The sequence below is a fragment of the Bradyrhizobium sp. cf659 genome, from assembly GCF_900113725.1.
Classification (GTDB): domain Bacteria; phylum Pseudomonadota; class Alphaproteobacteria; order Rhizobiales; family Xanthobacteraceae; genus Bradyrhizobium.
The window spans coordinates 1,201,794-1,223,981 of the sequence record NZ_FOQJ01000001.1; the positions used below are offsets into that span (position 1 = coordinate 1,201,794).

The 22,188-nt window shown below is 64.4% G+C and carries 22 protein-coding genes; 7 read left to right on the forward strand and 15 right to left on the reverse strand.

Annotated features, from left to right (window positions below; all coding sequences use genetic code 11):
* Window positions 1-97: 97 nt before the first annotated feature.
* From BM118_RS05995 to BM118_RS06040, 10 genes are all read right to left on the reverse strand, one after another.
* Window positions 98-1,297, reverse strand: coding sequence for a CaiB/BaiF CoA transferase family protein (locus BM118_RS05995; RefSeq protein ID WP_092183102.1), 1,200 nt, complete (start codon window positions 1,295-1,297; stop codon window positions 98-100).
* 118 nt (window positions 1,298-1,415) lie between these two features.
* Entirely contained in the window at window positions 1,416-1,622 is a 207-nt protein-coding gene (locus BM118_RS06000) for a hypothetical protein (protein WP_092183104.1), read from the reverse strand.
* A gap of 115 nt (window positions 1,623-1,737) precedes the next feature.
* Complete coding sequence (locus BM118_RS06005; RefSeq protein ID WP_092183106.1) at window positions 1,738-2,907, reverse strand: acetyl-CoA acetyltransferase; 1,170 nt, start codon at window positions 2,905-2,907, stop codon at window positions 1,738-1,740.
* 60 nt (window positions 2,908-2,967) lie between these two features.
* Window positions 2,968-3,618, reverse strand: coding sequence for a bifunctional 4-hydroxy-2-oxoglutarate aldolase/2-dehydro-3-deoxy-phosphogluconate aldolase (gene eda, locus BM118_RS06010; protein WP_177234047.1), 651 nt, complete (start codon window positions 3,616-3,618; stop codon window positions 2,968-2,970).
* 13 nt (window positions 3,619-3,631) lie between these two features.
* A complete protein-coding gene (locus BM118_RS06015; protein ID WP_177234136.1) occupies window positions 3,632-4,624 on the reverse strand; it encodes a sugar kinase in 993 nt (330 codons plus the stop codon).
* Window positions 4,625-4,653: 29 nt separating this feature from the next.
* Complete coding sequence (gene denD / locus BM118_RS06020; protein ID WP_092183112.1) at window positions 4,654-5,640, reverse strand: D-erythronate dehydrogenase; 987 nt, start codon at window positions 5,638-5,640, stop codon at window positions 4,654-4,656.
* Between the two features lie 64 nt (window positions 5,641-5,704).
* Complete coding sequence (locus BM118_RS06025; RefSeq protein WP_092183114.1) at window positions 5,705-6,628, reverse strand: carbohydrate ABC transporter permease; 924 nt, start codon at window positions 6,626-6,628, stop codon at window positions 5,705-5,707.
* The gene (locus tag BM118_RS06030; RefSeq protein ID WP_027543148.1) at window positions 6,621-7,571 is read right to left on the reverse strand and encodes a carbohydrate ABC transporter permease; all 951 of its coding nucleotides are present in this window, start codon (window positions 7,569-7,571) and stop codon (window positions 6,621-6,623) included. The genes BM118_RS06025 and BM118_RS06030 overlap by 8 nt, the downstream gene beginning before the upstream one ends.
* Window positions 7,572-7,635: 64 nt before the next feature.
* Window positions 7,636-8,955, reverse strand: coding sequence for an ABC transporter substrate-binding protein (locus BM118_RS06035; protein ID WP_092183116.1), 1,320 nt, complete (start codon window positions 8,953-8,955; stop codon window positions 7,636-7,638).
* 59 nt (window positions 8,956-9,014) lie between these two features.
* Window positions 9,015-10,082 (reverse strand): ABC transporter ATP-binding protein, encoded by a 1,068-nt coding sequence (locus tag BM118_RS06040; RefSeq protein WP_092183118.1) that lies wholly within the window; start codon window positions 10,080-10,082, stop codon window positions 9,015-9,017.
* 200 nt (window positions 10,083-10,282) lie between these two features.
* Here BM118_RS06040 and BM118_RS06045 point away from each other — a divergent pair, with 200 nt between their 5' ends.
* The 7 genes from BM118_RS06045 to BM118_RS06075 all read left to right on the forward strand — a co-directional run bounded on the left by BM118_RS06045 (window position 10,283) and on the right by BM118_RS06075 (window position 16,788).
* Window positions 10,283-11,383, forward strand: coding sequence for an HTH-type transcriptional regulator GntR (locus BM118_RS06045; protein WP_177234048.1), 1,101 nt, complete (start codon window positions 10,283-10,285; stop codon window positions 11,381-11,383).
* A gap of 122 nt (window positions 11,384-11,505) precedes the next feature.
* Entirely contained in the window at window positions 11,506-13,335 is a 1,830-nt protein-coding gene (locus BM118_RS06050) for an IlvD/Edd family dehydratase (protein ID WP_092183122.1), read from the forward strand.
* A 133-nt stretch (window positions 13,336-13,468) separates the two neighbouring features.
* Complete coding sequence (locus BM118_RS06055; RefSeq protein WP_092183124.1) at window positions 13,469-14,200, forward strand: SDR family oxidoreductase; 732 nt, start codon at window positions 13,469-13,471, stop codon at window positions 14,198-14,200.
* A 123-nt stretch (window positions 14,201-14,323) separates the two neighbouring features.
* Complete coding sequence (locus BM118_RS06060) at window positions 14,324-15,070, forward strand: SDR family NAD(P)-dependent oxidoreductase (RefSeq protein WP_092183126.1); 747 nt, start codon at window positions 14,324-14,326, stop codon at window positions 15,068-15,070.
* A 7-nt stretch (window positions 15,071-15,077) separates the two neighbouring features.
* Entirely contained in the window at window positions 15,078-15,470 is a 393-nt protein-coding gene (locus BM118_RS06065) for a GFA family protein (protein ID WP_092183128.1), read from the forward strand.
* Between the two features lie 151 nt (window positions 15,471-15,621).
* On the forward strand, window positions 15,622-16,302 hold the full coding sequence (locus tag BM118_RS06070; RefSeq protein ID WP_092183130.1) for a site-2 protease family protein: 681 nt from the start codon (window positions 15,622-15,624) through the stop codon (window positions 16,300-16,302).
* 63 nt (window positions 16,303-16,365) lie between these two features.
* A complete protein-coding gene (locus BM118_RS06075) occupies window positions 16,366-16,788 on the forward strand; it encodes a hypothetical protein (RefSeq protein WP_092184291.1) in 423 nt (140 codons plus the stop codon).
* Here BM118_RS06075 and BM118_RS06080 read toward each other — a convergent pair.
* The 5 genes from BM118_RS06080 to BM118_RS06100 are packed head-to-tail and all read right to left on the reverse strand — an operon-like array spanning window position 16,776 to window position 22,163.
* On the reverse strand, window positions 16,776-17,603 hold the full coding sequence (locus BM118_RS06080; protein ID WP_092183132.1) for a TonB family protein: 828 nt from the start codon (window positions 17,601-17,603) through the stop codon (window positions 16,776-16,778). The genes BM118_RS06075 and BM118_RS06080 overlap by 13 nt on opposite strands.
* A 20-nt stretch (window positions 17,604-17,623) precedes the next feature.
* Window positions 17,624-18,088: a TonB system transport protein ExbD gene (gene exbD, locus BM118_RS06085; RefSeq protein WP_092183134.1), complete on the reverse strand. Its 465-nt coding sequence runs from the start codon at window positions 18,086-18,088 to the stop codon at window positions 17,624-17,626.
* Window positions 18,089-18,091: 3 nt separating this feature from the next.
* On the reverse strand, window positions 18,092-19,069 hold the full coding sequence (exbB, locus tag BM118_RS06090) for a tonB-system energizer ExbB (protein ID WP_092183136.1): 978 nt from the start codon (window positions 19,067-19,069) through the stop codon (window positions 18,092-18,094).
* Entirely contained in the window at window positions 19,066-19,755 is a 690-nt protein-coding gene (locus BM118_RS06095; protein WP_092183138.1) for a Fe2+-dependent dioxygenase, read from the reverse strand. The genes exbB and BM118_RS06095 overlap by 4 nt, the downstream gene beginning before the upstream one ends.
* Before the next feature lie 2 nt (window positions 19,756-19,757).
* The gene (locus BM118_RS06100) at window positions 19,758-22,163 is read right to left on the reverse strand and encodes a TonB-dependent receptor (RefSeq protein ID WP_092183140.1); all 2,406 of its coding nucleotides are present in this window, start codon (window positions 22,161-22,163) and stop codon (window positions 19,758-19,760) included.
* Window positions 22,164-22,188: the final 25 nt, after the last annotated feature.

Here is a 22,188-nt window from a genome sequence, read left to right on the forward strand (position 1 = left end):
GAATCCATACTCCCGATGGTGGTTATGGATTCCGGGCTCGCGACTTCGTCGCGCCCCGGAATGACGGACGAGAGGGTTTGCGCCATCGCTTCCTCCCCTACTCCGGCGGCGAACGCGTCACGCCGTCACGGACCATGGCGGCGACCTCGTCCGCGGAATAGCCGATCTCCCTCAGTATCTCCGCGCCGTGCTCGTTGAGACGCGGCGCAAGCCTGATAGGCTCGGCCTCGGTCTCCGACCAGCTCGCCGTCACCTTCATGCTGCGGATCGGACCTTCGGTCGGATGGTTCACGACCGGGAAGAAATTGGTCGCCTCCAGATGCTCGTCGTGCAGCATCGACGCGAGGTCGTGCATCGGCATGACCGGCACGTCGGCCCTGGTCAGCAGGTCGATCCATTCGGCCGTCGTGCGCGTCTCGAAGATGCGGGCGAGCTCGGCATAGACGACGTCGATATTGCCGGCGCGGCCGGCGAAGGTCGCGAATTTGGGGTCGGCGCGCAGATCGTCGCGGCCCGTGGCCTTGAAGAAGTTTTCCCACTGCTTGTCGTTGTAGACGATGACGCTGAGATAGCCGTCCGAGGTCTTGTAGGGCCTGCGGTCGCGCGAAAGGTGGCGGGCATAGCCGCCCTTGTCGAGCGGCGGCTCGTAGGTGAGCCCGCCCATGTGGTCGCCCATGACGAATCCGGCCATGGTCTCGAACATCGGGATGTCGACGCGCTGGCCGCGCCCGGTGCGGTCGCGGTGCACGAGGCTGGCGCAGATCGCGCCGACGGCGGTGAGGCCGACGATACGGTCGACCAGCGCGTTCGGCACATAGCGCGGCACGCCGTCACCGGTCTGCGCCATCAAGGCGGGGAGCGCGGTGGCGCCCTGGATCAGATCGTCATAAGCGGGTTTGGCGGCATAAGGCCCGTTCTGGCCGAAGCCGAACACACCGGCATAGACGAGGCGCGGATTGATCGCGGAGACGACGTCATAGCCGAGCTGAAGCCGCGCCATCGCCTGCGGGCGGACGTTGTAGACGAGAACGTCGGCATCCCTCAGCAGCCGCAGCACGGCATCGCGCCCCGAAGCCTTCTTCAGATCGAGGCAGATCGAACGCTTGCTGCGGTTGGTGTTGAGAAACACCGGGCCCATGCCGGCGTGGCGCATCGGGCCGATCAGGCGGGTGACGTCGCCGTCCAGCGACTCCACCTTGATCACGTCGGCACCGTAGTCGCCGAGCATCTGGGTCGCGTAGGGCCCCATCAGCACGGTGGTCATATCGACGACCTTGATGCCCTTCAGCGGCCCCATTCGTTCGCTCCCGATTGCGCGGGATCGGCTCAGCCCGCAATTTCGGTCCAGCTAACGGCAGTGACGCCGAGCGCGCAAGGGCGGCCGGCGTATGGCTGCATGCGTGGTGGCGCGGCCGCTATTTCTTCTCGCGGGATTCGCGGATCTTCAGGAGCCGGTCGAGCTCTTCGTTCTGCTGGCTGATCCGGTCCGCGATGCGCGACTCGTTCTGCTCGCCGGAAGCGGCTGCGGCCTGCTCGATGAGCTGCCTGATATTGTCCTCGAGGATCGCGATGCGATCGTTGAGTGCGTCCATCGACAGCGAGTCTTCGTAAGCATTGCTCATGATATATTCCCTGCAAATCAATCAAGAGCTTTAAGGAGACCAGACCAGCCCACCATGATCTAGCGCAAGAAAGAAGGTGGGCACGGCGCATCGCGCCTTTGCCCACCTTACAGCCTTACTTCAGCGGCTCCAGCACGGAGACGTAGTTGGCGACCGCGGCGCCGCCCATGTTGAAGATGCCGCCGAGTTTTGCATTTTTGAGCTGCATGCCCTCGGGCGCTTGCCCTGCGAGCTGCATCGCGGTCATCACATGCATGGAGACGCCGGTGGCGCCGATCGGATGGCCCTTGGCCTTCAACCCGCCGGACGGATTGACCGGCAGCTTGCCGTCCTTGAGCGTCCAGCCCTCCTTGATGGCGCGGGCACCCTGCCCCTTCGGCGTCAAGCCCATCGCTTCGTATTCGATCAGCTCGGCGACGGTGAAGCAGTCATGGGTCTCGACGAAGGAGAGATCGGTGAGCGCGACGCCCGCCTGCTCCAGCGCCCGCTGCCAGGCGACCGTGCAGCCCTCGAACTGGAGGATGTCGCGCTTGGACATCGGCAGGAAGTCCTGGGCGTGCGCGGTGGCGCGGAAGCCGATCGACTTGCTCATGGTCTTGGCGGTCTCGGCATCGGCCAGCACCAGCGCCGCGGCGCCGTCGGAGACCAGCGAGCAGTCGGTGCGCTTCAGGGGGCCGGCGACGTAAGGGTTCTTCTCGCTCTCGGCGCGGCAGAACTCGAAGCCAAAATCCTTGCGCATCTGGGCGAAGGGATTGGCGACGCCGTTCTTGTGGTTCTTGGCCGCGATCAGCGCCAGCGCATCGGACTGGTCGCCGTATTTCTGGAAGTAGGAGCTGGCGATCTTGCCGAATACGCCGGCGAAGCCGCCGACCGTGTCGCCGTCCTCCGGCAGATAGGACGCCTTGAGCAGGTTCTTGCCGATCTCAGGCCCCGGCGTCCGCGTCATCTGCTCGACGCCGACAACCAGCACGATTTTGGCGGCGCCTGCGGCAATCGCGCGCAGGCCCTGGTGCACGGCGGCAGAGCCCGTGGCACAGGCGTTCTCGACGCGGGTGGCCGGCTTGAAACGCAGCTTCGGGTCGGCCTGGAGGACCAGCGAGGCGGTAAAGTCCTGCGGCGAGAAGCCGGCGTTGAAATGGCCCAGCACGATCTCGTCGACATCGCCGGCCGAAATGCCAGCGTCCGCCAGCGCCTCGTTGGCAACCCGCACCACGAGGCTTTCCACGGTTTCGGTGTCGAACTTGCCGAACGGCGTATGCGCCCATCCGACGATGCTGGCGGTCATGGTCTTTTCTCCCTGGAATCTCTTCCCTGAGCTAAGTCTTAGCCCAGGGAAGGCAAGACTTCACGCGCCTTTCAGGGCCTTGAGGGTACGCTGGCAGATGGCAGTTATGCCGGCCCAGTTCTCCGCCCTGATCTCCGCCGTCGGGCACAGCCAGGAGCCGCCGACCGCCACCACATTTGGCTCGGCCAGCCAGGTCGCGGCATTGGCCTCGCCGACCCCGCCGGTCGGGCAGAACCGTACGCCCGGGAACGGCCCGCCAAGCGCGCGCAGGCCCTTGATGCCGCCGGCCTGCTCGGCCGGGAAGAATTTTGCGACGTCGAGGCCGTAGGACAGCGCCAACATCAGTTCGGACGCCGTGGCAATGCCCGGCGCAAACGGCAAGGAGCTATGGGCCGCCGCCTTGAGGAGATCGGGGGTCAGGCCCGGGCTGATGCCGAACGCGACGCCGAGCTTCTCGACACGGGTGAAGTCCGCCGGATTGAGAATCGTGCCGATGCCGACGACCGCCTCGGGCACCTCGGCCATGATCGCCCTCGCTGCTTCGATCGCAACGGAGGTGCGCAGGGTCACCTCCAAAGTGCGGATGCCGCCGGCGACCAGCGCTTGCGCCAACGGCACGGCATCCTGGATACGCTCGATGGTGAGGACGGGAATGACGGTCGCGGCCTTGAACAGTGCGACGAGGTGGTTCTGTTGGGCAGTCGTGGTCATCTTGGCTTTCGTTTCACTTGGTCGCCTGACGCGTGGTCGCCGGCCGGTGCCGCTTCTTCGGCGGCATGGCATAGCCCGGAATGATGGCGCCGGGATAGCAGATCACGAGGCTGGCGAGGCGATGGCCGGCCTGGGCCGCCTCGACCGGCTCGGAACCGGCGAGCCGGGCAGCGATATAGGCCGCGGCAAAGCTGTCGCCGGCGGCCGTGGTGTCAACGACGGGCTTGGTCATTGGTTCGGCACGGACCTCGCTGGTCCCGCCGGGAAAGCGCAGCAGGCTGACGGGCTCGGCAAGCCGGAACACCAGCTCGGGGGAAGCAATGCGCGCCATCAGCTGGTCGTGGCTCTCGCCGGGATAGAGCGCGAGGAGATCCTCGGTCGAGGTCAGCACGATGTCGGCGGTCGCAAACGCCGCGGCAAAGGCCTCGCGGGCGACATCGCGATCGGGCCACCCCCGTGCGCGAAAATTGGTGTCGAACACGAAGCGGGTGCCGAGCAGGCGGGCGCGCTTGATCGCCGCGAACAGGCGCTCGCGGCCGGGGGCGTCGTAGATCGAGAGCGTGATCGCGGAGAGATAGACGATGTCGTAGCTCATCAGCGAGTTGAGCAGCTCGTCCGTCTCCGGCAGGCTCATCAGCTGGCGCGCGGCCGCACTGTCGCGCCAGTGGAAGAACTGGCGCTCGCCCTTCGCGTCGGTCTGGATCATGTAGAGGCCGGGCAGCTTGCCCGGCAACCGCACGACGCGCCTCGTGCCGACGCCCTCCGCGGTCCAGGCCGCGATCATCTCATCGCTCAAGGCATCGTCGCCGAGCGCGGTGAGGTAATCGACCTTGACCTCGAGCCGCGCCAGATAGACCGCGGTGTTGAGGGTGTCACCGCCGAAGCCGCGCGAGTAGAGACCGCCGCCCTGCCCGGCGGACTGTGCGGCAGATTGTCCCGCGGAGTGTCCTCCCTGGGCCTGCCGGAGCTCGACCATGCATTCGCCGATGCAAGCAACGCTCGCCATCACCAGATCCACGCTGTTCATCGATTGCGTCAGGCGACGAAATTGCCGCCGAGCTCGTCTTCGATGTGAATGCGGATGATATCGTCGAAACTCCTCTCGGCGGTGGTGAAGCCGAGCTCGAGCGACCGCTTTGCGTTGAAGTTGCGCGGCCAGCCGCCGACGATGCCGACGATGAAGGGATCGGGCTCCCGCTTGATGCGGGCGGCGACCTTTTCGCCGGCAACGCGCTTCAAGGCGGCAATCTGCTCGCCGACGGTTGCCGACAGGCCGGGCATGGTCAGGTTACGGCGCGGGCCGACGGTGGCGAGGTCCATGGTGCCGGCATGCAGCAGGAAGCCGACGGCCGAACGCGGCGTGGCGTGCCAGTGGCGGACGTCCTCGGACACCGGCAGGACCGCTTCCTTGCCGGCCAGCGGCTCACGCAGGATGTTGGAGAAGAAGCCCGATGCCGCCTTGTTGGGCAGACCGGGCCGGATGCAGATGGTCGGCAGGCGGATGCCGATGCCGTCGAGGAAGCCGCGGCGGGAATAGTCGGCCAGCAGCAGCTCGCCGATCGCCTTCTGGGTGCCGTAGCTGAGCAGCGGGGTGTGGAAGAACTCGTCGCCGATGGCGTCCGGGAACGGGGCACCGAACACCGCGATCGAGGACGTGAACACCACGCGCGGCTTGTAGCCGCCGCCGACGAGCCGGATGGCGTCGAGCAGCATTCGCGTGCCGTCGAGATTGATGCGGTAGCCCTTGTCGAAATCGAGTTCGGCCTCGCCCGAGACGATCGCGGCGAGATGGAAGATCGCGTCCGGGCGTCCGGCGATCAGCTTTTCGGCCGCGCCCGGCACGGCGAAATCGCCCGACACCGTCTCGACCGGAAAACCGGCCTTCTCCGGCTTCTTGGGCTCGACCACGTCGTGCATGGTCAGCTTGGTGATCTCGCTCTTGCCGAGCCGGCCGTCGCGCAACAGCCGTTCACAGAATTTGCGGCCGACCATGCCGGCGGCGCCCAGAACCAGAATGTGCAAGAGCCTACTCCTTCTTATTGGCCGGAACGCGCCGCTCCTGGCGCGCCCTCGGCAAGCCCCGCGATCATTCCTTCACGGCGCCGGTCATCGCCGACACATAATGCTCCACGAAGAAGGCGTAAAGGATGACGAGCGGCAGCGAGCCTGCCAGCGCCCCCGCCATCAGCGAACCCCAGCGGTAGATGTCACCATCCACGAACTCGTTGACGATCGCGACCGGCACCGTCTTGTTGCTGGTCGACTGGAGGAAGGTCAGCGCGTAGATGAACTCGTTCCAGCACAGGGTAAAGCAGAAGATGAAGGCCGAGATCAGGCCGGGGATTGCGAGCGGCACGACGATCTTGATCAGGATCTGCCAGCGGCTCGCTCCGTCGATCAGCGCGCATTCCTCGAGCTCGAAGGGGATGGTCTTGAAATAGCCCATCAACAGCCAGGTCGAGAACGGGATCAGGATCGTCGGATAGGTCAAGATCAGCGCCAGCGGCGAGTCGAAAAGGCCGTACTGATAGACGACGGTGGCGAGCGGAATGAACAGGATCGAAGGCGGCACGAGATAGGCAAGGAAGATCAGGCCCCCGACGAGATTCGCGCCCTTGTAACGCAACCGCACGATGGCGTAGGCCGCAAACACCGATGCGATGATCGAGAGCACCGTGGCGCAGATCGCCACGTACATCGTGTTCCAGAGCCAATACGGATAGTAGCTCTCGAACAACAGCTTGTAGAAGTGCTTGAAGGTCGGATTCCAGGTCCAGAACGGATTGAACCTGTCGAGATCGAGCAGCTGCTCGTCCGGCTTCACCGAGGTCAGCGCCATCCAGTAGAACGGGAACAGCAGGACCACGACGATGATCGCGAGCGGCAGATAGAGCGTCACCATGCGTCGCGGCACGGACTGGAGATAGCTCATGCCCTCGCTGTGATCGGCGCGCGTCGGCGCCGATAGCACGGACTTGAGATCGACTTTCGAGGCAGGAAGATCAGTCATTGCTTTCTCCCTGTTGCCACTTGCGACGCTGCAGGCCGAACCAGGAGACCATGATCGCGGCGAGCAGGAACGGAATCATGGCGCTCGAGATCGCGGCGCCCTCGCCGAGCTGTCCCGCGATGATCGCGCGCTGATAGGACAGCGTCGCCATCAGGTGGGTCGCATTGACCGGGCCGCCGCGCGTCATCGCCCAGATCAGCTGGAAGTCGGTGAAGGTGAACAGCACCGAGAAAGTCATCACCACTGCAATGATCGGCGTCAGCAGCGGATAGGTAATGAAGCGGAAATTCTGCCAGCGCGTGGCGCCGTCCAGAGTCGCGGCTTCATAGAGCGAGGGCGATACCGTCTGCAGGCCGGCGAGCAGCGTGATCGCCACGAACGGCACTCCGCGCCAGATATTGGCGAAGATAACGCAGATCCTCGCCCAGGTGGTATCCCCGAGGAAATTGATGTTCTGGCTGATCAACCCGAGATGCCGCAACGACCATGAGATGATGGAAAACTGAGAGTCGAATATCCACCAGAACGCCAGCGCGGAGAGCACCGTGGGCACGATGAAGGGGATCAGTACGGCTGCGCGCAGCAGCGCCTTGAACGGCATGTGTTCGTTCAGGAGCAGCGCGAGATAGAGCCCGACCGCGAATTTAACGGCGCTGGCGACGAAGGTGTAGAGCAGCGTGTTGAACACCGACAGCCAGAAGATGGAATCGTCCCAGAGCCATTCGTAGTTCTCGGTGCCGATGAAGTGCCCGACGCGGCCGATGCGGGTATCGGTGAAGGACAGCCAGATACCGAGCCCGAGCGGATAGGCCAGGAAGAAGATCAGGAACGCCATGGCCGGCACCATGAACCAGAAGCCGAGCCAGTTGCGGTTGTGTTTGAGCTGGTCCCAGGCGCCTTGAATCTGCGGCTTGGCGCGGGGAGCAACTGCGATATCGGCCATGCTCGGATCCCTGATCGGAGTGTTGATGAGTGGGTGGCCGGCGAGACCACCCACTCCGCGACGGCTAACGATAGATGCGCTTCAACTGACGCTCGGCTTCCGCCATTGAGCCCTTCACGTCCTTGGTGCCGGTGCAATAATTGGCGAACATGTCGACGACGATGAAGTCGGCGATTGCGGTTGCCGCCTTCTCGCCCACGGTGCCGATGCCCGAGGCCGGCAACGTGCGCTTGGACGCCTGCGCAAACACGGCGTTCTTGGGATCCGCAGTCCAGACCGGCGCCGTTTCATAGGCGTTCAAGGTCTGCGTCAGATAGCCTTGCGCACCGCTCAACCACTTCTCGTAGTTCTCCTTCTCCAGCATGAAGGCGATGAAGGCCTTCGCTGCGTTCGGATATTTGGTGAAGTTGAACGCGAGGATGGGCAGCGCAAGCTGCAATTCGGTCGGCTTGCCGATCGGACCCACCGGCCACAGGGCGTGATAGGTGTCCTCAGTCAGCTCCTTCTTGGTCGGATCGGTCTTGGCCCCCACGTAGATCGAGATGCCGTTGGCCGTACAATAGAGCTCGCCAGCCAGGTACGCCTTGTTGTTGGAGGAATCGTTCCACGACGGCGTGCCCGGGATGAAGGTCTCGTAAAGCGCCTTGCAATACTCCAGCGCCTTCGCCGTCTCCGGCGAATTGATGATGACCTTGTCGCTCTGGTCGACCGTGTAGGCGCCGTGGCCCCAGAGGACCCAGTGCAGCCATGAGTTGCCGTCGCCGCTGGCATGGCCGAGGGCAAAGCCGGCCGGCGTGTTGTTTGCCTTCAGCGCCTTGCACATCTCGAGGAAGCCGGGGAAGTCCTTCGGGAATTCCTTGAAGCCCGCCTTGTCCGTCGCCGACTTGCGGTACGTCATGTAGCCGCCGTTGGTCGCAACCGGGATTCCCAACCAGTCGTCACCGAGCTTGCAGGTCTTGGCTGCCGCATCGGTCCATCCGCCGTACTTCTTGCCGAGATAATCGGCGACGTCGTTCATCTTGAGGACCTTGGTGGGGAACAGCTGCGGCAGCGTGTGCAGGCCCCAGGCCAGATCGAGACCCGAGCCGGTGTTGGCGGCAACCGATGCCTTCGGCTGCACGTCCTCGAAGGACTCGCTGAACACGTTCATCTCGGTGCCGGTCGCAGTCTTGAACGCCGCGACCATGGTGTTGAATGCTTCGTCTTCCTGCGGCACGAAACGCTTCCAGCGCATCACCGTCAGCTTGGCGCCCGGCTCGGCTTTCCACGGCGCGTCCGCCGCCCAAGCCCTTGCGAAGTCGAACAGTGCCGGCCCGGTCAGTGCGCCGGTGGCAGCCAGCGCCGTTCCGCCTTGAAGCAGTGCCCGACGGGTGAAGTCTTGCATGTCGTCCTCCCTGTGATGCTTTTTTGTAGTCTTTTGCAGTCTGCTTTATTCAGCTCGCATTACGCATTGAGCCGTTTCCCCGTCGCCTCGTCGAACAGGTGAACCACCGACGGATCGGGCCTCAGCCGGACCTTGTCGCCCGGGTTGAACTGGTGACGCTCGCGGAAGACGGCGACGACCTGCTCGCCGCCGAGCTTGGCGAAGACTTGGGTTTCCGAGCCGGTCGGCTCGACCACGACGATCTCGGCCTCAGCGCCGTCGTCGGCGATGGTGAAATGCTCGGGCCGGACACCAAAGACCACGGGACGGCCGTCGGACCCCGCCGGCGCGTTCCTGAGCGGCAGCTTGACGCCGTTCGGCCCTTCGAAGGTCGCAGCGCCGTTGACGCGCACATGCCCCTTCAGGAAGTTCATGGCCGGCGAGCCGATGAAGCCGGCGACGAACTGGTTTTCGGGCTTGTCGTAGAGCTCGAGCGGCGTGCCCATCTGCTCGACGATGCCGTCATGCATGACGACGATCTTGTCGGCCATGGTCATGGCCTCGATCTGGTCGTGGGTCACGTAGACGGTCGTGGTCTTGAGCCGCTGGTGCAGCTCCTTGATCTCGGTGCGCATGGCGACGCGCAGCTTGGCGTCGAGGTTCGACAAGGGCTCGTCGAACAGGAAGACCTGCGGATCGCGCACGATGGCGCGGCCCATGGCGACGCGCTGGCGCTGACCGCCGGAGAGCTGGCGCGGATAGCGCTCGAGCAGCGGCGACAGCGCGAGGATCTCGGCGGCGCGCTTGACGCGCTTGTTGATCTCGTCGGAGCTCGCGTTCCGCAGCTTCAGCGAGAAGCCCATGTTCTCGCCGACGGTCATATGCGGATAGAGCGCGTAGTTCTGGAACACCATCGCAATGTCCCGCTCCTTGGGCTGGACATTGTTGACGACGCGGTCGCCGATCGAGATCGTGCCGGAGGTGATGTTCTCGAGGCCTGCGAGCATGCGCAGGAGCGTCGACTTGCCGCAGCCGGAGGGACCAACCAGGACCACGAACTGGCCGTCCTCGATCGGAATCGAGACGCCGTGCAGGACTTCAAAATTGCCGAACGATTTCCGCACGTCGCGGATTTGCACAGACGACATCTAGCTCCCTCCTCGAAAGTCCACGGCGCCTCGCGCCGCGACCGTCTTGTTTTTTCTGAACTTCGCCGAACGAAGCCCGGTCTTAACAGGCGACATTGTCGGCAGTTTGTGCGGTTTTGGCAATTTGTCTTTGGTTAGTCGTTGCTGGTAGCGCTGTCAACGTTCCTTTGTTTGCGACAATGACTGTGTTAAGAGCAGCAATGGGTCGAAAACGCACCAAGTCAGGCAAAATCCGGCTGGCGGAAGTCGCCGAGCTTGCCGGCGTCAGCCCGATCACGGCGTCCCGCTTCTTCCGTAATCCCGAGGCGCTCTCGGTCGCCAAGCGGACGCGGGTCGAGAGCGCGGCCAAGGAGCTCGGCTACGTGCCGAACCTGGCGGCACGCGCGCTCGCCTCGCAACGCACCGAGGTGATCGGCGTCTTGATTCCGTCACTGACCAACAACGTGTTTTCCGACGTGCTGCGCGGCATCTATGACGCCTCCGAAGGCAGCCGTTACTCGATCCAGCTGTCCAACACCCGCTACAGCATCCTCCAGGAGGAGAAGCTGCTGCGCCTTTTCCTTGCGCAGAAGCCGGCCGGGCTGATCGTCACCGGCATCGACCAGACCGCGGAATCGCACGCGATGCTGGAGGCGGCCGACTGCCCGATCGTGCAGATCATGGAGATCGGACCCAATCCGGTCGACATGATGATCGGCTTTTCCCACTATGAGGCAGCGCGCGCGGCGATTGCCCACCTGTTCGCGCAAGGTCACCACAAGATCGGATTCGTCGGCGCGCGCATGGACCCGCGGGTGCAGCGGCGGCTGGACGGCTATGTCTCGGCCATGAAGGACGCCTCCCTGTTCGAGCAACGCCTCGTCGTCACGACCGCCACGCCGACGTCCGTGACGCTCGGCGGCGCCCTGTTCACCGACCTCCTGGCACGCGAGCCCGACCTCGATGCTGTGTTCTGCGCCAACGACGACCTCGCGCTCGGCGTGCTGTTCGAATGCCGGCGCCGCGACATCGGCGTCCCCGAGCAGGTCGCCATCGTCGGCTTCAACGACCTCGAATTCATGGCCTCCGCCGTCCCCACCCTCACCAGCGTGCGCACCAACCGCTACGAGATGGGCAAGACGGCCGCCACCATGCTGATCGAGGCGATCGACGGACGGCGCCCGGAGCAGCCGGTGCTCGATCTCGGCTTCAAGGTCATCGAGCGGCAGAGCTCGTCGGCGCGGCGTTCGGACAGCAGGCCGGCCGCATCGGGTGCGGGCACGGCGAACAAAATGGTAGCGTTACCAAGTAGCCATGACTAGTATCGGATTTGTGAGGAAACGCCCCGCCAGCGGGAAGGCAGATCATCGCTCGCGCCGCTGGGCATCGCACAAGCCGACACCCCAAGACCGACGCCAGTGCGTTTGCATTGCAGGAGAACCCAATGACAAAAAAACCAACCAATGGGCAGGCGCCCGCCGGTAACGGCGCCCGCCGCCACCTTCGCTCGCAGGAATGGTTCAACAACCCGCACAATCCGGGCATGACTGCGCTCTATATGGAGCGCTATTTGAACTACGGCCTCACCCGCGCCGAGCTGCAGTCCGGCAAGCCGATCATCGGCATCGCCCAGACCGGCAACGACCTCTCCCCCTGCAACCGCCACCATATCGAGCTCGCCCACCGCGTCCGCGAAGGCATCCGCGAGGCCGGCGGCATTGCGATGGAATTCCCGACCCATCCGATCCAGGAGACCGGCAAGCGCCCGACCGCCGCGCTCGACCGTAACCTTGCCTATCTCGGCCTCGTCGAAATCCTCTATGGCTATCCGCTCGACGGCGTGGTGCTGACCACCGGCTGCGACAAGACCACGCCGGCCTGCATGATGGCGGCGGCGACCGTGAACCTGCCCGCGATCGTGCTGTCGGGCGGGCCGATGCTGAACGGCTGGCATGCCGGCGAGCGCACCGGCTCCGGCACCATCGTCTGGAAGTCGCGCGAGCGGCTCGCCGCCGGCGAGATCGACTATGAAGAATTCATGGAGATCGTGGCGTCCTCGGCGCCCTCGGTTGGCCATTGCAACACCATGGGCACCGCCTCGACCATGAACGGCCTTGCCGAAGCGCTCGGCTTCTCGCTGCCGGGGTGTGCGGCGATCCCCGCCCCCTATCGCGAGCGCGGCCAGATCTCCTACGAGACCGGAAAACGCATCGTCGAGATGGTCTGGGAGGACCTCAAGCCTTCGGACATCCTGACCCGCAAGGCGTTCGAGAACTGCATCGTGATCAATTCGGCGATCGGCGGCTCGACCAACGCGCCGATCCACATCAACGCGCTCGCCCGCCACATCGGCGTCGAGCTCTCGATCGACGACTGGCAGAAGGTCGGCCACGACGTGCCGCTGCTGGTCAACATGCAGCCGGCCGGCTTCTATCTCGGCGAGGAATTCCACCGCGCCGGCGGCGTGCCGGCCGTGGTGCGCGAATTGATGAAGCACAAGCGCATCCATGAGGACGCCGTCACCGTCAACGGCCGCGGCATCGGCGAGAACTGCAAGAACGCGCCGGTCCCCGACAACGACGTGATCTGGGCCTACGACAAGCCGCTGGTGAAGGACGCCGGCTTCCTGGTGCTGAAGGGCAATCTGTTCGATTCCGCGATCATGAAGACCAGCGTGATCTCCAAGGAATTCCGCGACCGCTATCTCAGCAACCCCAAGGACCTCAACGCCTTCGAAGGCCGCGCCATCGTGTTCGAGGGGCCGGAGGATTATCACGCGCGGATCGACGATGCCTCGCTCGACATCGACGAACGCTGCGTGCTGTTCATCCGCGGCACCGGGCCGATCGGCTATCCCGGCGGCGCCGAGGTCGTGAACATGCAGCCGCCGGCGGCCCTGATCAAACGCGGCATCCACTCCCTGCCCTGCATCGGCGACGGCCGCCAGTCGGGCACCTCGGGCTCGCCCTCGATCCTCAACGCCTCGCCCGAAGCCGCGGCCAATGGCGGCCTCGCGATCCTCAAGACCGGCGACAAGGTCCGCATCGACCTTAACAAGGGCAGCGCCAACATCCTGATCTCGGACGATGAGCTGAAGAAGCGCCACGCCGAGCTCAAGGCCAATGGCGGCTTCAAGCATCCGCCGAACCAGACGCCGTGGCAGGAGATCTACCGCAACACCGTCGGTCAGCAGTCGACCGGCGCCTGCATGGAGCTCGCCACGCGCTACCAGAACGTCGCCGGCGCGTTTGGCGTGGCGCGGGACAATCACTGACAACCACATCGTCATTGCGAGCGAAGCGAAGCAATCCAGAGATATCTCCGCGGAGACAGCCTGGATTGCTTCGTCGCAAGCGCTCCTCGCAATGACGACTCGATAGACATTTCAAGCCGAGGAGAACAAGAAAATGGCAGACCGCCTCAAGGGAAAGCGCGCCGTCATCACGGCTGCGGCAGCAGGCATCGGGCGCGCATGTGCCATCGCATTCGCGCGTGAAGGCGCAACCGTCATCGCCACCGACATCAACGAGGCCGGCATCGCGGGCTTGAGCAAGGAAGGCATCGCCGAAACCGCCAAGCTCGACGTCCGCAATACCGCCGACGTCAATGCCTTTGCCAAGCGCGTCGGCAAGATCGACATCCTGCTCAATGCGGCGGGCTTCGTGCACCACGGCACCATCCTGGAATGTTCGGAAGAGGATTTTGATTTCTCGTTCGACCTCAACGTCAAGTCGATGCACCGGACCATCAGGGCCTTCCTGCCGGACATGCTCGCGGGCGGTGGCGGCAGCATCGTCAACATCTCGTCCTGCGCCGCGCTGCGGCCGCCCGCCAACCGCTATGTCTACAGCTCATCGAAGGCCGCGGTATCGCTGCTGACGCGCGCGGTGGCGCTCGACTTCATCACCAAGGGCATCCGCTGCAACAGCATCTGCCCCGGTACCGTCGAGACGCCCTCGATGCTCGACCGCGCCGCCGCACAAGGGCCGCAGGGCAAGGAAATGTTCATCTCGCGCCAGAAGATGGGCCGGCTCGGCACCGCCGACGAAATCGCGTCCATGGCGGTCTATCTCGGCAGCGACGAGAGCGCGTTCACCACCGGCGTCGACCTCGTCGTCGACGGCGGCTACATGCTCTGATCACTCCTCATCCCGAGGAGGCGCGACAGCGCCGTCTCGAGGGATGGGCCACGGGCTTCATGGTTCGAGACGCGCGCCAAGTGCGCGCTCCTCACCATGAGGGATAGATAGAGGGATTTGTCGATGAACAAGATCGATCTCAACGGCCGCATCGCCGTCGTCACCGGCGGCGCGCAGGGCTTTGGCCGTGCCATCGTTCAGCGCTTCGCCGCCTCCGGCGCCAAGGTCGCGATCTGGGATTTCGACGCCACACTGGCCGAGAAGACGGCCAAGGAGATCGGTGGCGAGACCAAGGTCTTCAAGGTCGACGTCGCCGACACCGCGGGTGTCGAGCAGGCGCGCGATGCGACGCTGGCCGCCTTCGGCAAGATCGACATCCTGGTCAACAATGCCGGCATCGCCGGCGTCAACAAGCCGGTGTGGGAGACCGACCTCGAGGAATGGCGCAAGGTGCTGCGCATCAACCTCGACGGCCCCTTCATCTGCTGCAAGGCGATCGTGCCCGCGATGCTCAAGCAAAAATATGGGCGCATCGTGAACATTGCCTCCATCGCCGGCAAGGAAGGCAATCCCAACGCCTCGCACTATTCGGCGTCCAAGGCCGGCCTGATCGCGCTGACGAAATCGCTCGGCAAGGAGCTCGCTGCGCATGACATCCTCGTCAATGCGGTGACGCCGGCGGCCGCGAAGACCGCGATCTTCGACCAGATGACGCAGCAGCATATCGACTTCATGCTGTCGAAAATCCCGAAGGGTCGCTTCGTGCTGGTGGAAGAGCTTGCCGCGATGGTGAGCTGGCTCGCATCCGAGGACTGCGCGTTCTCGACCGGCGCCGTGTTCGATATCTCCGGCGGCCGGGCAACCTATTGAGGCAGTCATGATCCGGGAAGGTGGATGCCTGTGCGGCGCGGTGCGGTTCAAGGCGGAGGGCGAGCCGCTCAACGTCCGCATCTGCCATTGCCGCTTGTGCCAGAAGGCGATGGGCTCGCCCTATTTTGCTCGCGCGCAGTTCGACCAGCGCGCGCTGACCGTCGAGGGCGAGACCGAGCGCTATGCGTCGTCCGAAAACATCGACCGCGTGTTCTGCAAGCGCTGCGGCACGCGGCTGTTCGCCTGGCGGCGCAACGGCACGCTGGCCGGTGTAGCACTCGCCACCTTCGACGACCGCAACGCCTTCACGCCGACCGAGCACATCTGGGTAAGCGAGAAGCTCGCCTGGGTGAAGCTCGATGACGGTCTGGTGCAATATCAGGGGACGATCCCGACCTGAATTTGTGCCGGCGCGGCGGCTGCGGGCCTCGCCGGTCATTCGCAGCGTGGCATTTCAGAATCGGCCACCCTATGTTCAGGGGAAGCGTCGCTGTACCGCCGGTTTGGCCGGACGGCTGCAAGGCCGCAGGCACAACCGGGACGGACGAGCCGTGAACATTTCTTTCTATGACCTGTCGGTGTGGGTGTTGCCGCTCGTGCTCGCCATCACCTTCCACGAGGCCGCGCACGCCTTCGTCGCGCATCGGCTTGGCGACAACACGGCCTGGCAGCTCGGCCGCGTCAGCTTCAACCCGATCCGCCACATCGACCCCTTCGGTACCCTGATCCTGCCGGCCATGCTGCTGTTTGCGCATTCGCCGTTCCTGTTCGGCTATGCCAAGCCGGTGCCGGTGAATTTTCGCAACCTCAACAACCCCAGGCTCGACATGGTCTGGGTGGCCCTTGCCGGGCCCGCCACCAACATCCTGCTGGCGCTCGCCGCGGCCCTCGCCGTCCACGCCCTGCCCTGGGTCCCCGCCAGTTCGGCGCACTGGATCGTCGACAACCTCAAGAACGCGATCCTCATCAACGCGGTTTTGGCGGTGTTCAACATGATGCCGATCCCGCCGCTCGACGGCGGACGGGTCGCGGTCGGGCTGCTGCCGCGGCCGCTCGCCCTGCCGCTGGCCCGGCTCGAGCCGTTCGGTATGCTGATCCTGATCGGCCTGTTGATCCTGCTGCCGCTTGCGGGCTCGCAGTTCGGTCTAAATCTTGATGTTATTTCAGCAATACTGCGAACGTTGACCGGTTATGTGATTCAGGCTGTTCTCTTCCTGACCGGCAACGCGTAGTTGAACAGCGACACCCGAACACAAGCCGAAGGGCCAGAGGCCGACTTGGTCAAAGCTGCCGATATGCTGATCGCGCGACGCGCCGACACCCGAGCCCGCGCCGATTTTGCCACCTGGAAGATGATGGCCAAGCTCAACGGCTCATCAGCGCTGCCTCCGGAAGCCCAGGAGTTCCTCGCGAGCTACAAGAACCTGCTGGCGCAGATGAGCGAGGGCGAGGCCACAGAGGCCACCATCGGCGCGATCTACAGGGCCTACTATGCCGAGATGGGGGGCGCGGGAGCCCCGCCCGACGTCCGCCCCCGCCCGGCAGAGCCGGCGGCGGACAATGTTACCGCTTTCCGCCGCCCGGCCCCGAAGCCGAAGAAGGCTGCCGCCTTCGGGGCGGCGACATTCGGTGGAACCCAGAAACGGCCCCTTCCGGTGGCGCTGATCTTCGCCTGCCTGGTGGTCGTCTATGTCGGTATCCGGCTCTACTGGCGCTGAGCCGTCTTCTTCTTTTTCTTCTCTTCCGGCGGCTTGAACTTGATCTCGACGGTGCGTTCGAATCGATCCTCGATCAGCTCGGTAGGCGGTACCGGGAATGGATCGGATTTGTGGACCATGGAGATCGCAGCGGCATCGTAAGCCGCATCTCCGGACGACTCCACGACGTCGACCGAAACCACGTTTCCTCGTCGATTGAGCGCGAAACTCACCTTTGCAACCTGGTTGCTGGGCTCCTTGCCCTCCGGATTGACCTTGTGCGCCGCAAGGTGCGCGCTGATCTTGCGGTTCCAATCGGCCGTCAGCTTCAGGAGGTCCTTGCCGATGCCGAGAACCGGCGCCATGGCCTTCTCGGCCTCGCGCGTGGCGTCTTCAAAGGTTTGCCGGTCCATCGCAATCGACTTCTGCGATGCCTCCATGGCCGGCGTTTCAACGGCGGCCACCTTCGGATCGTCGTCCTGCTCCTTCTTCGCCTTGTTTTCGCTGACGAGGCGATCGGGATCCTCGGCCTGTTGCGGCCGATCCTGGGGAAGCTCCGTCTCCTTCAGCTCGGCCTTTTGCTCGGGCAGCGCCGGGCGCTCTTCCTGCTCCTCGGAGTCCGTAGGCCCTGGCGCCCTGTCGGACTCCTGAACCGGCGGCGAAGTCATCTCGACCGCGAACTCGGCCCCCGCAGCGCCCAATCCCTCGTCGCCATCGTCCGCCCGCAAGTTTGCGAGCGCGAGCGCGGCCCCGCCCAAATGGAGCGCGAGCGCCGCGACCGCCGCCAAAATCCAAAGCCTTCTGGCTGGTCTGGGTTCGAGTTCGACGTCAGACATAGCAGTTCCTTGGCCAACCTCTAAGGCTGTGCAGCGCCCGCCGCAGGTGCTCCCGCCGCCATGGGAGGCCCCTCAAGCGTAACCAGTTTCACCCGCGTGTAACCGCCGGAGCGCAGCAGCTCCATGACGCCCATCAACTCGCCATAGGGCACGGAGCGATCGGCACGCAGGAAGACGTACTTGTCCTTGCTCATGTCGGGCATGCCGTCGAGGGTCGCAATCAAATCGGCCCGGTGGACGGAATCCTCGCCGATGGCAAGCCCCAGATCGCGCTTGATGCTGAGATAGGTCGGCTTGTCCGGCTTCTTCTGCGGCGTCGAGCTCGACGTCGGCAAATCGATCGGCAGATCGACCGTCGAGAGCGGAGCTGCGACCATGAAGATGATCAGCAGCACCAGGATGACGTCGATGAACGGCGTGACGTTGATGTCATGCGTTTCCGAGAAGTCGTCGTCGTCATCGTTGTCTGCGAGCGAAACAGCCATGGTTCACTCCGCCGCGCGTGAATGCAGGCTGCCGTGGCTGCGATCGAGATCGCGCGAGAGCAGCCGCCCCGCCGCGCCCGAGGCACGGCTGACGAGTTCGAGATAGCTCTTCGTCATGCGCGAGAAGTGATTGTAGATGATGACCGCGGGAATGGCGGCGACGAGGCCGATCGCGGTGGCGAGCAGCGCCTCGGCGATGCCGGGCGCGACCACGGCGAGGTTCGTGGTCTGCGACTTCGAGATGCCGATGAAGCTGTTCATGATGCCCCAGACCGTGCCGAACAGGCCGACGAAGGGCGACGTGGAGCCGATGGTCGCGAGCACGCCCATGCCGATGCGGATGCGCCGCGCCTCCGCGCGCACGATCTCGGAAAAGCTCGAGGCTGCGCGCTCCTTGATGCCGGCATCGCTGGACAGGCCGGCCGACATCCGCGCCTCGCGCAGCGCTGCCGCCAGGAAGGACGGCAGGATGCCCTCCTTGGTGCCGAGCGCTATCTGCGCTTCGGCGAGCGACCGTGCCTCCGAGATCTTCCTCAGCGCCGAACGAAGCCTGCCGGACGCGACCGACAGCTCGATCGACTTGGCGATGAGCACGGTCCAGGTCACGATCGATGCGAAGGCGAGCCCGATCATCACCGCCTTCACGATGACGTCCGCCGACATGAACATCACCCAGGGCGACAATTCCTTCATGGCCGGCGCGGCAGCGGACGCCGTATCGGGCTTCGCAGTCGGAGCGGTGGCCGCGGGGGACGCCGTCGGCGCCGCGGGAGCGGCCGCCGTCGAGGCCGCAGGCGCCGGGGCGGCAGGCGCGGTTGTCGATGGTGCCGCGGGGGCCGGGCTGACCGGAGCCGGCCGGGCCAGAGATGGTGACGGGGCCGCAGGCGGGGTTTGTGTCTGGGCGGAAACAGGGGATGCGAGCCAGGCGGCCGCCAGCATCAAAGCTGCGGCAAGGCTTGCTTGGAAGGACATGATCTTCATACTTCGGCCCAGTAGCGAATGAGGTTGTGATAGATACCCGTCAATTTGACCGTTTCGGGATCGTCACGCCCGAGCCGTTCCACCAGCGCCTGTATCGCGGTGTCGAGGTCAAAGATCATGCTCCGGGCTTGATCGTCCCGTATCATGCTCTGAAGCCAGAAGAAAGACGCAACCCGCGTTCCCCGGGTCACCGGCGTCACGAGATGCAGGCTGGTCGAGGGATAGAGCACGCAGTCGCCGGCTGGCAACTTGACTTCGTGCGAGCCGTAGGTGTCCTCGATCACAAGTTCGCCACCGTCATACTCCTCGGGCTCGGCGAGGAACAGCGTGACCGACAGGTCTGTGCGGATGCGAAGGCCGGTCAGACGGTCGCCGCGGATCGCATTGTCGACGTGCAGGCCGAAATGGTGGCCGCTGCTCGCCGCATAGCGGTTGAACAGCGGCGGGAAGATCTGAAGCGGGATCGCCGCCGCGATGAAGCGCGGGCTCGACGTCAGCGCCGAGATGATGCGGTTGCCGAGCTTGCGCGCGACCTCGCCGTCCGGCGGCAACTGCTCGTTGCGCTTGACCATGGCCGACTGCGCGCCCGCGGTGGAGCGGCCGTCCTCCCATTGGCTGGCGTCCATGATGTGGCGGAAATCCGCCACATCATCCTTGCTGAGAACGCCAGGCAGGCACGTCAACATGATCAGAACTTCGCCGTTGTCACGAGATAGAACGCCCGGCCCGGTGCGACCGCAACGAACGGCACGGCGCTGCGATAGAGCGTGTCGTAGTAGAGCTTGTTGGTGAGGTTCTGGGCGTAGAACTTCATGGTCCAGTTCTGGTCGACCTTCTTCTCGACGAACGCATCGAAGCGCCAATAGCTCGGCAGCTCGTTGCCGGTATTGGCCGCGAACGTGCCGCCGTAGACCTTGGAGCGGTACACCGCCTGGCCGCCGAGCTCCCAGCCGCCGTCGAACTTGTACTTGGTCAGCATGCTGAACGACTGATGGGCGACGTTGGCAAGCTGCAGGCCGATGTTGGAGGCGATGTTGCTCTGCGTCACCTTCGACTGCATCAGCACGATGCCGCCAAAGATGCTCCAGCGGTCGGTGATCTTGCCCTCGGCCTCGATGTCGATGCCCTGGATGCGGTAGGCCGCGTTCGAGGTGAGCCGGCCCGCGGCGTTGTTCTCGCGCGCATTGTCCTTGGTGGTCTGGAACAGCGCTGCGCTGACCAGCAGGTGACGATCCGCCAGCTCCCACTTGGTGCCGATCTCGGCCGCCTTGTTGCGCTCGGGCCCGAGCAGAATAGTCGTGTTTGCCGGAATGCCGCCGTAATCGGTGCCGGTCGCATCGAGCTCCGATCCGAACGGATTGGCCGAGGTCGCGTAGGCCGCATAGACGCTGCCGATCGACATCGGCTTGTAGACCAGGCCGACGTTGTAATTGACGAGATCGTTGTTCTGCTTGATGTAGGCCGAGTTCGTGGACGAGCTCTGGCTGTAGCCATCGTAGCGCACGCCGCCATTGACGATGACGGTGTCCTGCCAGTTCGCGGTGTCCATGACATACACGCTGCTGATGTTGACGCCGTAGCGCGTCGGATTTCCGGTGAGCCCCGGAATGCCGAAGGGAATGTTGGTGTATTGCGGGGAGTAGAGATTGACCCCCGTCACGGCACCATTGCTGGTGAAGGGGCTGCCGGCGAGTTCCGACGCGAGGCCGGCGTAGCGGTCGATCGAGATGTTCTCGTTCGAATATTCGACACCGAACACCGCGGTGTGCTTGACCCCGCCGGTGTCGAGCTTGAACGTGGCCTCGTTTTGGTTGGCCCACACGTCCACGTTCTGATAGCGGCTCTGTGCGCTCGCCGTCGTCGTCCAGAGCAGCGGATTGGCGTTGGTCGTATTCGGGTTCTGCGGCAGCGTGCCGATATAGTTCAGCAGCGAGTGCTCGCCGCGCACCTTGCTGGTCAGCGTGATGGCCTCGTTGACCTTGTATTCGATCGTGCCGGTGCCGAAATCCTGCCGCGCGGTCTGGAAGTCGCGGTTTAGGAAGCCGTACCAGTTTCCGCGCGGAATGCCGGCCGACGTCACCGGCACGTTGCCCTGCTTGTAATAAGGCACGCCGAAATCAGGATAGCCGCTGAGGTCGGTGTGGACGTAGTTCGTGGTGATCTTGATGTCGTTGGTCGGGGTGTACTTGGTCGAGATGAAGGTACCCCAGCGATTGTCGGTCACATAGTCGCGGCCCGCGACATTGGCGTCCTGGAACAGGCCGCCCGTGCGCACCGAGAACGTGGGATCGACGACCTGGTTGACGTCGAGCGTAACGCGTTTGGTCCTGTCGGTGCCGAACTCGGTATCCATCCGCTTGAAATTGACGTCGCCCGCCTGCTTGGTGACGATGTTGATGGCGCCGCCGGCAGTGCCGCGGCCGGCATAGGAGGACGCCGGACCGCGCAGGATCTCGATCTGCTCGGTGAAGAAGTTCTCGCGGATGGAGACCGCGGGATCGCGGATGCCGTCGATGAAGACGTCGTTGCGCGCGTCGAAGCCGCGGATGAAGAAGCGGTCGCCGAACGCATTGCCGCCCTCGCCGGATCCCAGCGTCACGCCGGCGGTGGAGCGCCCGATCTCCTTCAGCGTGGTGGCGTTCTTGTCCTCGAGCACCTCCTTGCTGAGCACCGTGATGGTCTTCGGCGTGTTCAACATCGGCTCGGGAAACTTGCCCGAGGCCTGGACGTGGTCGACCTTGTACGGCGCGGCAGGATCGGAATAGGGATTCCGGTCCACTTCGCCGGCCGGTGCCGTGGGAGCGGCCTGCTGGGCAGCCTGCTGCCGCTGCGCAGCGCGGCGAAGCGCGTTACGCGCGCGGACCTGATCCGGCGTGGGCTTCGAGGCCGTCGGGCGCGGACGCTGGACCGGAGCATCGACCGTCACCGGCGGCAGGTTCGACTGCTGCGCCTCTGCGCCGCTCGACACCGACGCCACCGCGATCAAGCTCGCGACTGCCGAGACCTTCTTGCCGGAAATGCCCGCGGACTTCTCTTCCGCCAGATCGAATGCTGCGACCGAACGCAACGACTTCGGTGCGACCACCTGCCCCATTATACAACACGCCCCATCTTCATGT

What these genes read in the sequence shown, in the direction of transcription:
- BM118_RS06015 (WP_177234136.1), bottom strand. Translation starts at nt 4,624, where the DNA reads ATGGCGAGCGTTGCTTGCATCGGCGAATGCATGGTCGAGCTCCGGCAG.
- BM118_RS06000 (WP_092183104.1), bottom strand. Translation starts at nt 1,622, where the DNA reads ATGAGCAATGCTTACGAAGACTCGCTGTCGATGGACGCACTCAACGAT.
- BM118_RS05995 (WP_092183102.1), bottom strand. Translation starts at nt 1,297, where the DNA reads ATGGGGCCGCTGAAGGGCATCAAGGTCGTCGATATGACCACCGTGCTG.
- BM118_RS06100 (WP_092183140.1), bottom strand. Translation starts at nt 22,163, where the DNA reads ATGGGGCAGGTGGTCGCACCGAAGTCGTTGCGTTCGGTCGCAGCATTC.
- BM118_RS06040 (WP_092183118.1), bottom strand. Translation starts at nt 10,082, where the DNA reads ATGTCGTCTGTGCAAATCCGCGACGTGCGGAAATCGTTCGGCAATTTT.
- exbB (WP_092183136.1), bottom strand. Translation starts at nt 19,069, where the DNA reads ATGAAGATCATGTCCTTCCAAGCAAGCCTTGCCGCAGCTTTGATGCTG.
- BM118_RS06030 (WP_027543148.1), bottom strand. Translation starts at nt 7,571, where the DNA reads ATGGCCGATATCGCAGTTGCTCCCCGCGCCAAGCCGCAGATTCAAGGC.
- BM118_RS06025 (WP_092183114.1), bottom strand. Translation starts at nt 6,628, where the DNA reads ATGACTGATCTTCCTGCCTCGAAAGTCGATCTCAAGTCCGTGCTATCG.
- BM118_RS06065 (WP_092183128.1), top strand. Translation starts at nt 15,078, where the DNA reads ATGATCCGGGAAGGTGGATGCCTGTGCGGCGCGGTGCGGTTCAAGGCG.
- eda (WP_177234047.1), bottom strand. Translation starts at nt 3,618, where the DNA reads ATGACCACGACTGCCCAACAGAACCACCTCGTCGCACTGTTCAAGGCC.
- BM118_RS06035 (WP_092183116.1), bottom strand. Translation starts at nt 8,955, where the DNA reads ATGCAAGACTTCACCCGTCGGGCACTGCTTCAAGGCGGAACGGCGCTG.
- BM118_RS06045 (WP_177234048.1), top strand. Translation starts at nt 10,283, where the DNA reads ATGGGTCGAAAACGCACCAAGTCAGGCAAAATCCGGCTGGCGGAAGTC.
- BM118_RS06080 (WP_092183132.1), bottom strand. Translation starts at nt 17,603, where the DNA reads ATGTCTGACGTCGAACTCGAACCCAGACCAGCCAGAAGGCTTTGGATT.
- BM118_RS06055 (WP_092183124.1), top strand. Translation starts at nt 13,469, where the DNA reads ATGGCAGACCGCCTCAAGGGAAAGCGCGCCGTCATCACGGCTGCGGCA.
- BM118_RS06050 (WP_092183122.1), top strand. Translation starts at nt 11,506, where the DNA reads ATGACAAAAAAACCAACCAATGGGCAGGCGCCCGCCGGTAACGGCGCC.
- BM118_RS06005 (WP_092183106.1), bottom strand. Translation starts at nt 2,907, where the DNA reads ATGACCGCCAGCATCGTCGGATGGGCGCATACGCCGTTCGGCAAGTTC.
- BM118_RS06095 (WP_092183138.1), bottom strand. Translation starts at nt 19,755, where the DNA reads ATGTTGACGTGCCTGCCTGGCGTTCTCAGCAAGGATGATGTGGCGGAT.
- BM118_RS06075 (WP_092184291.1), top strand. Translation starts at nt 16,366, where the DNA reads ATGCTGATCGCGCGACGCGCCGACACCCGAGCCCGCGCCGATTTTGCC.
- exbD (WP_092183134.1), bottom strand. Translation starts at nt 18,088, where the DNA reads ATGGCTGTTTCGCTCGCAGACAACGATGACGACGACGACTTCTCGGAA.
- BM118_RS06060 (WP_092183126.1), top strand. Translation starts at nt 14,324, where the DNA reads ATGAACAAGATCGATCTCAACGGCCGCATCGCCGTCGTCACCGGCGGC.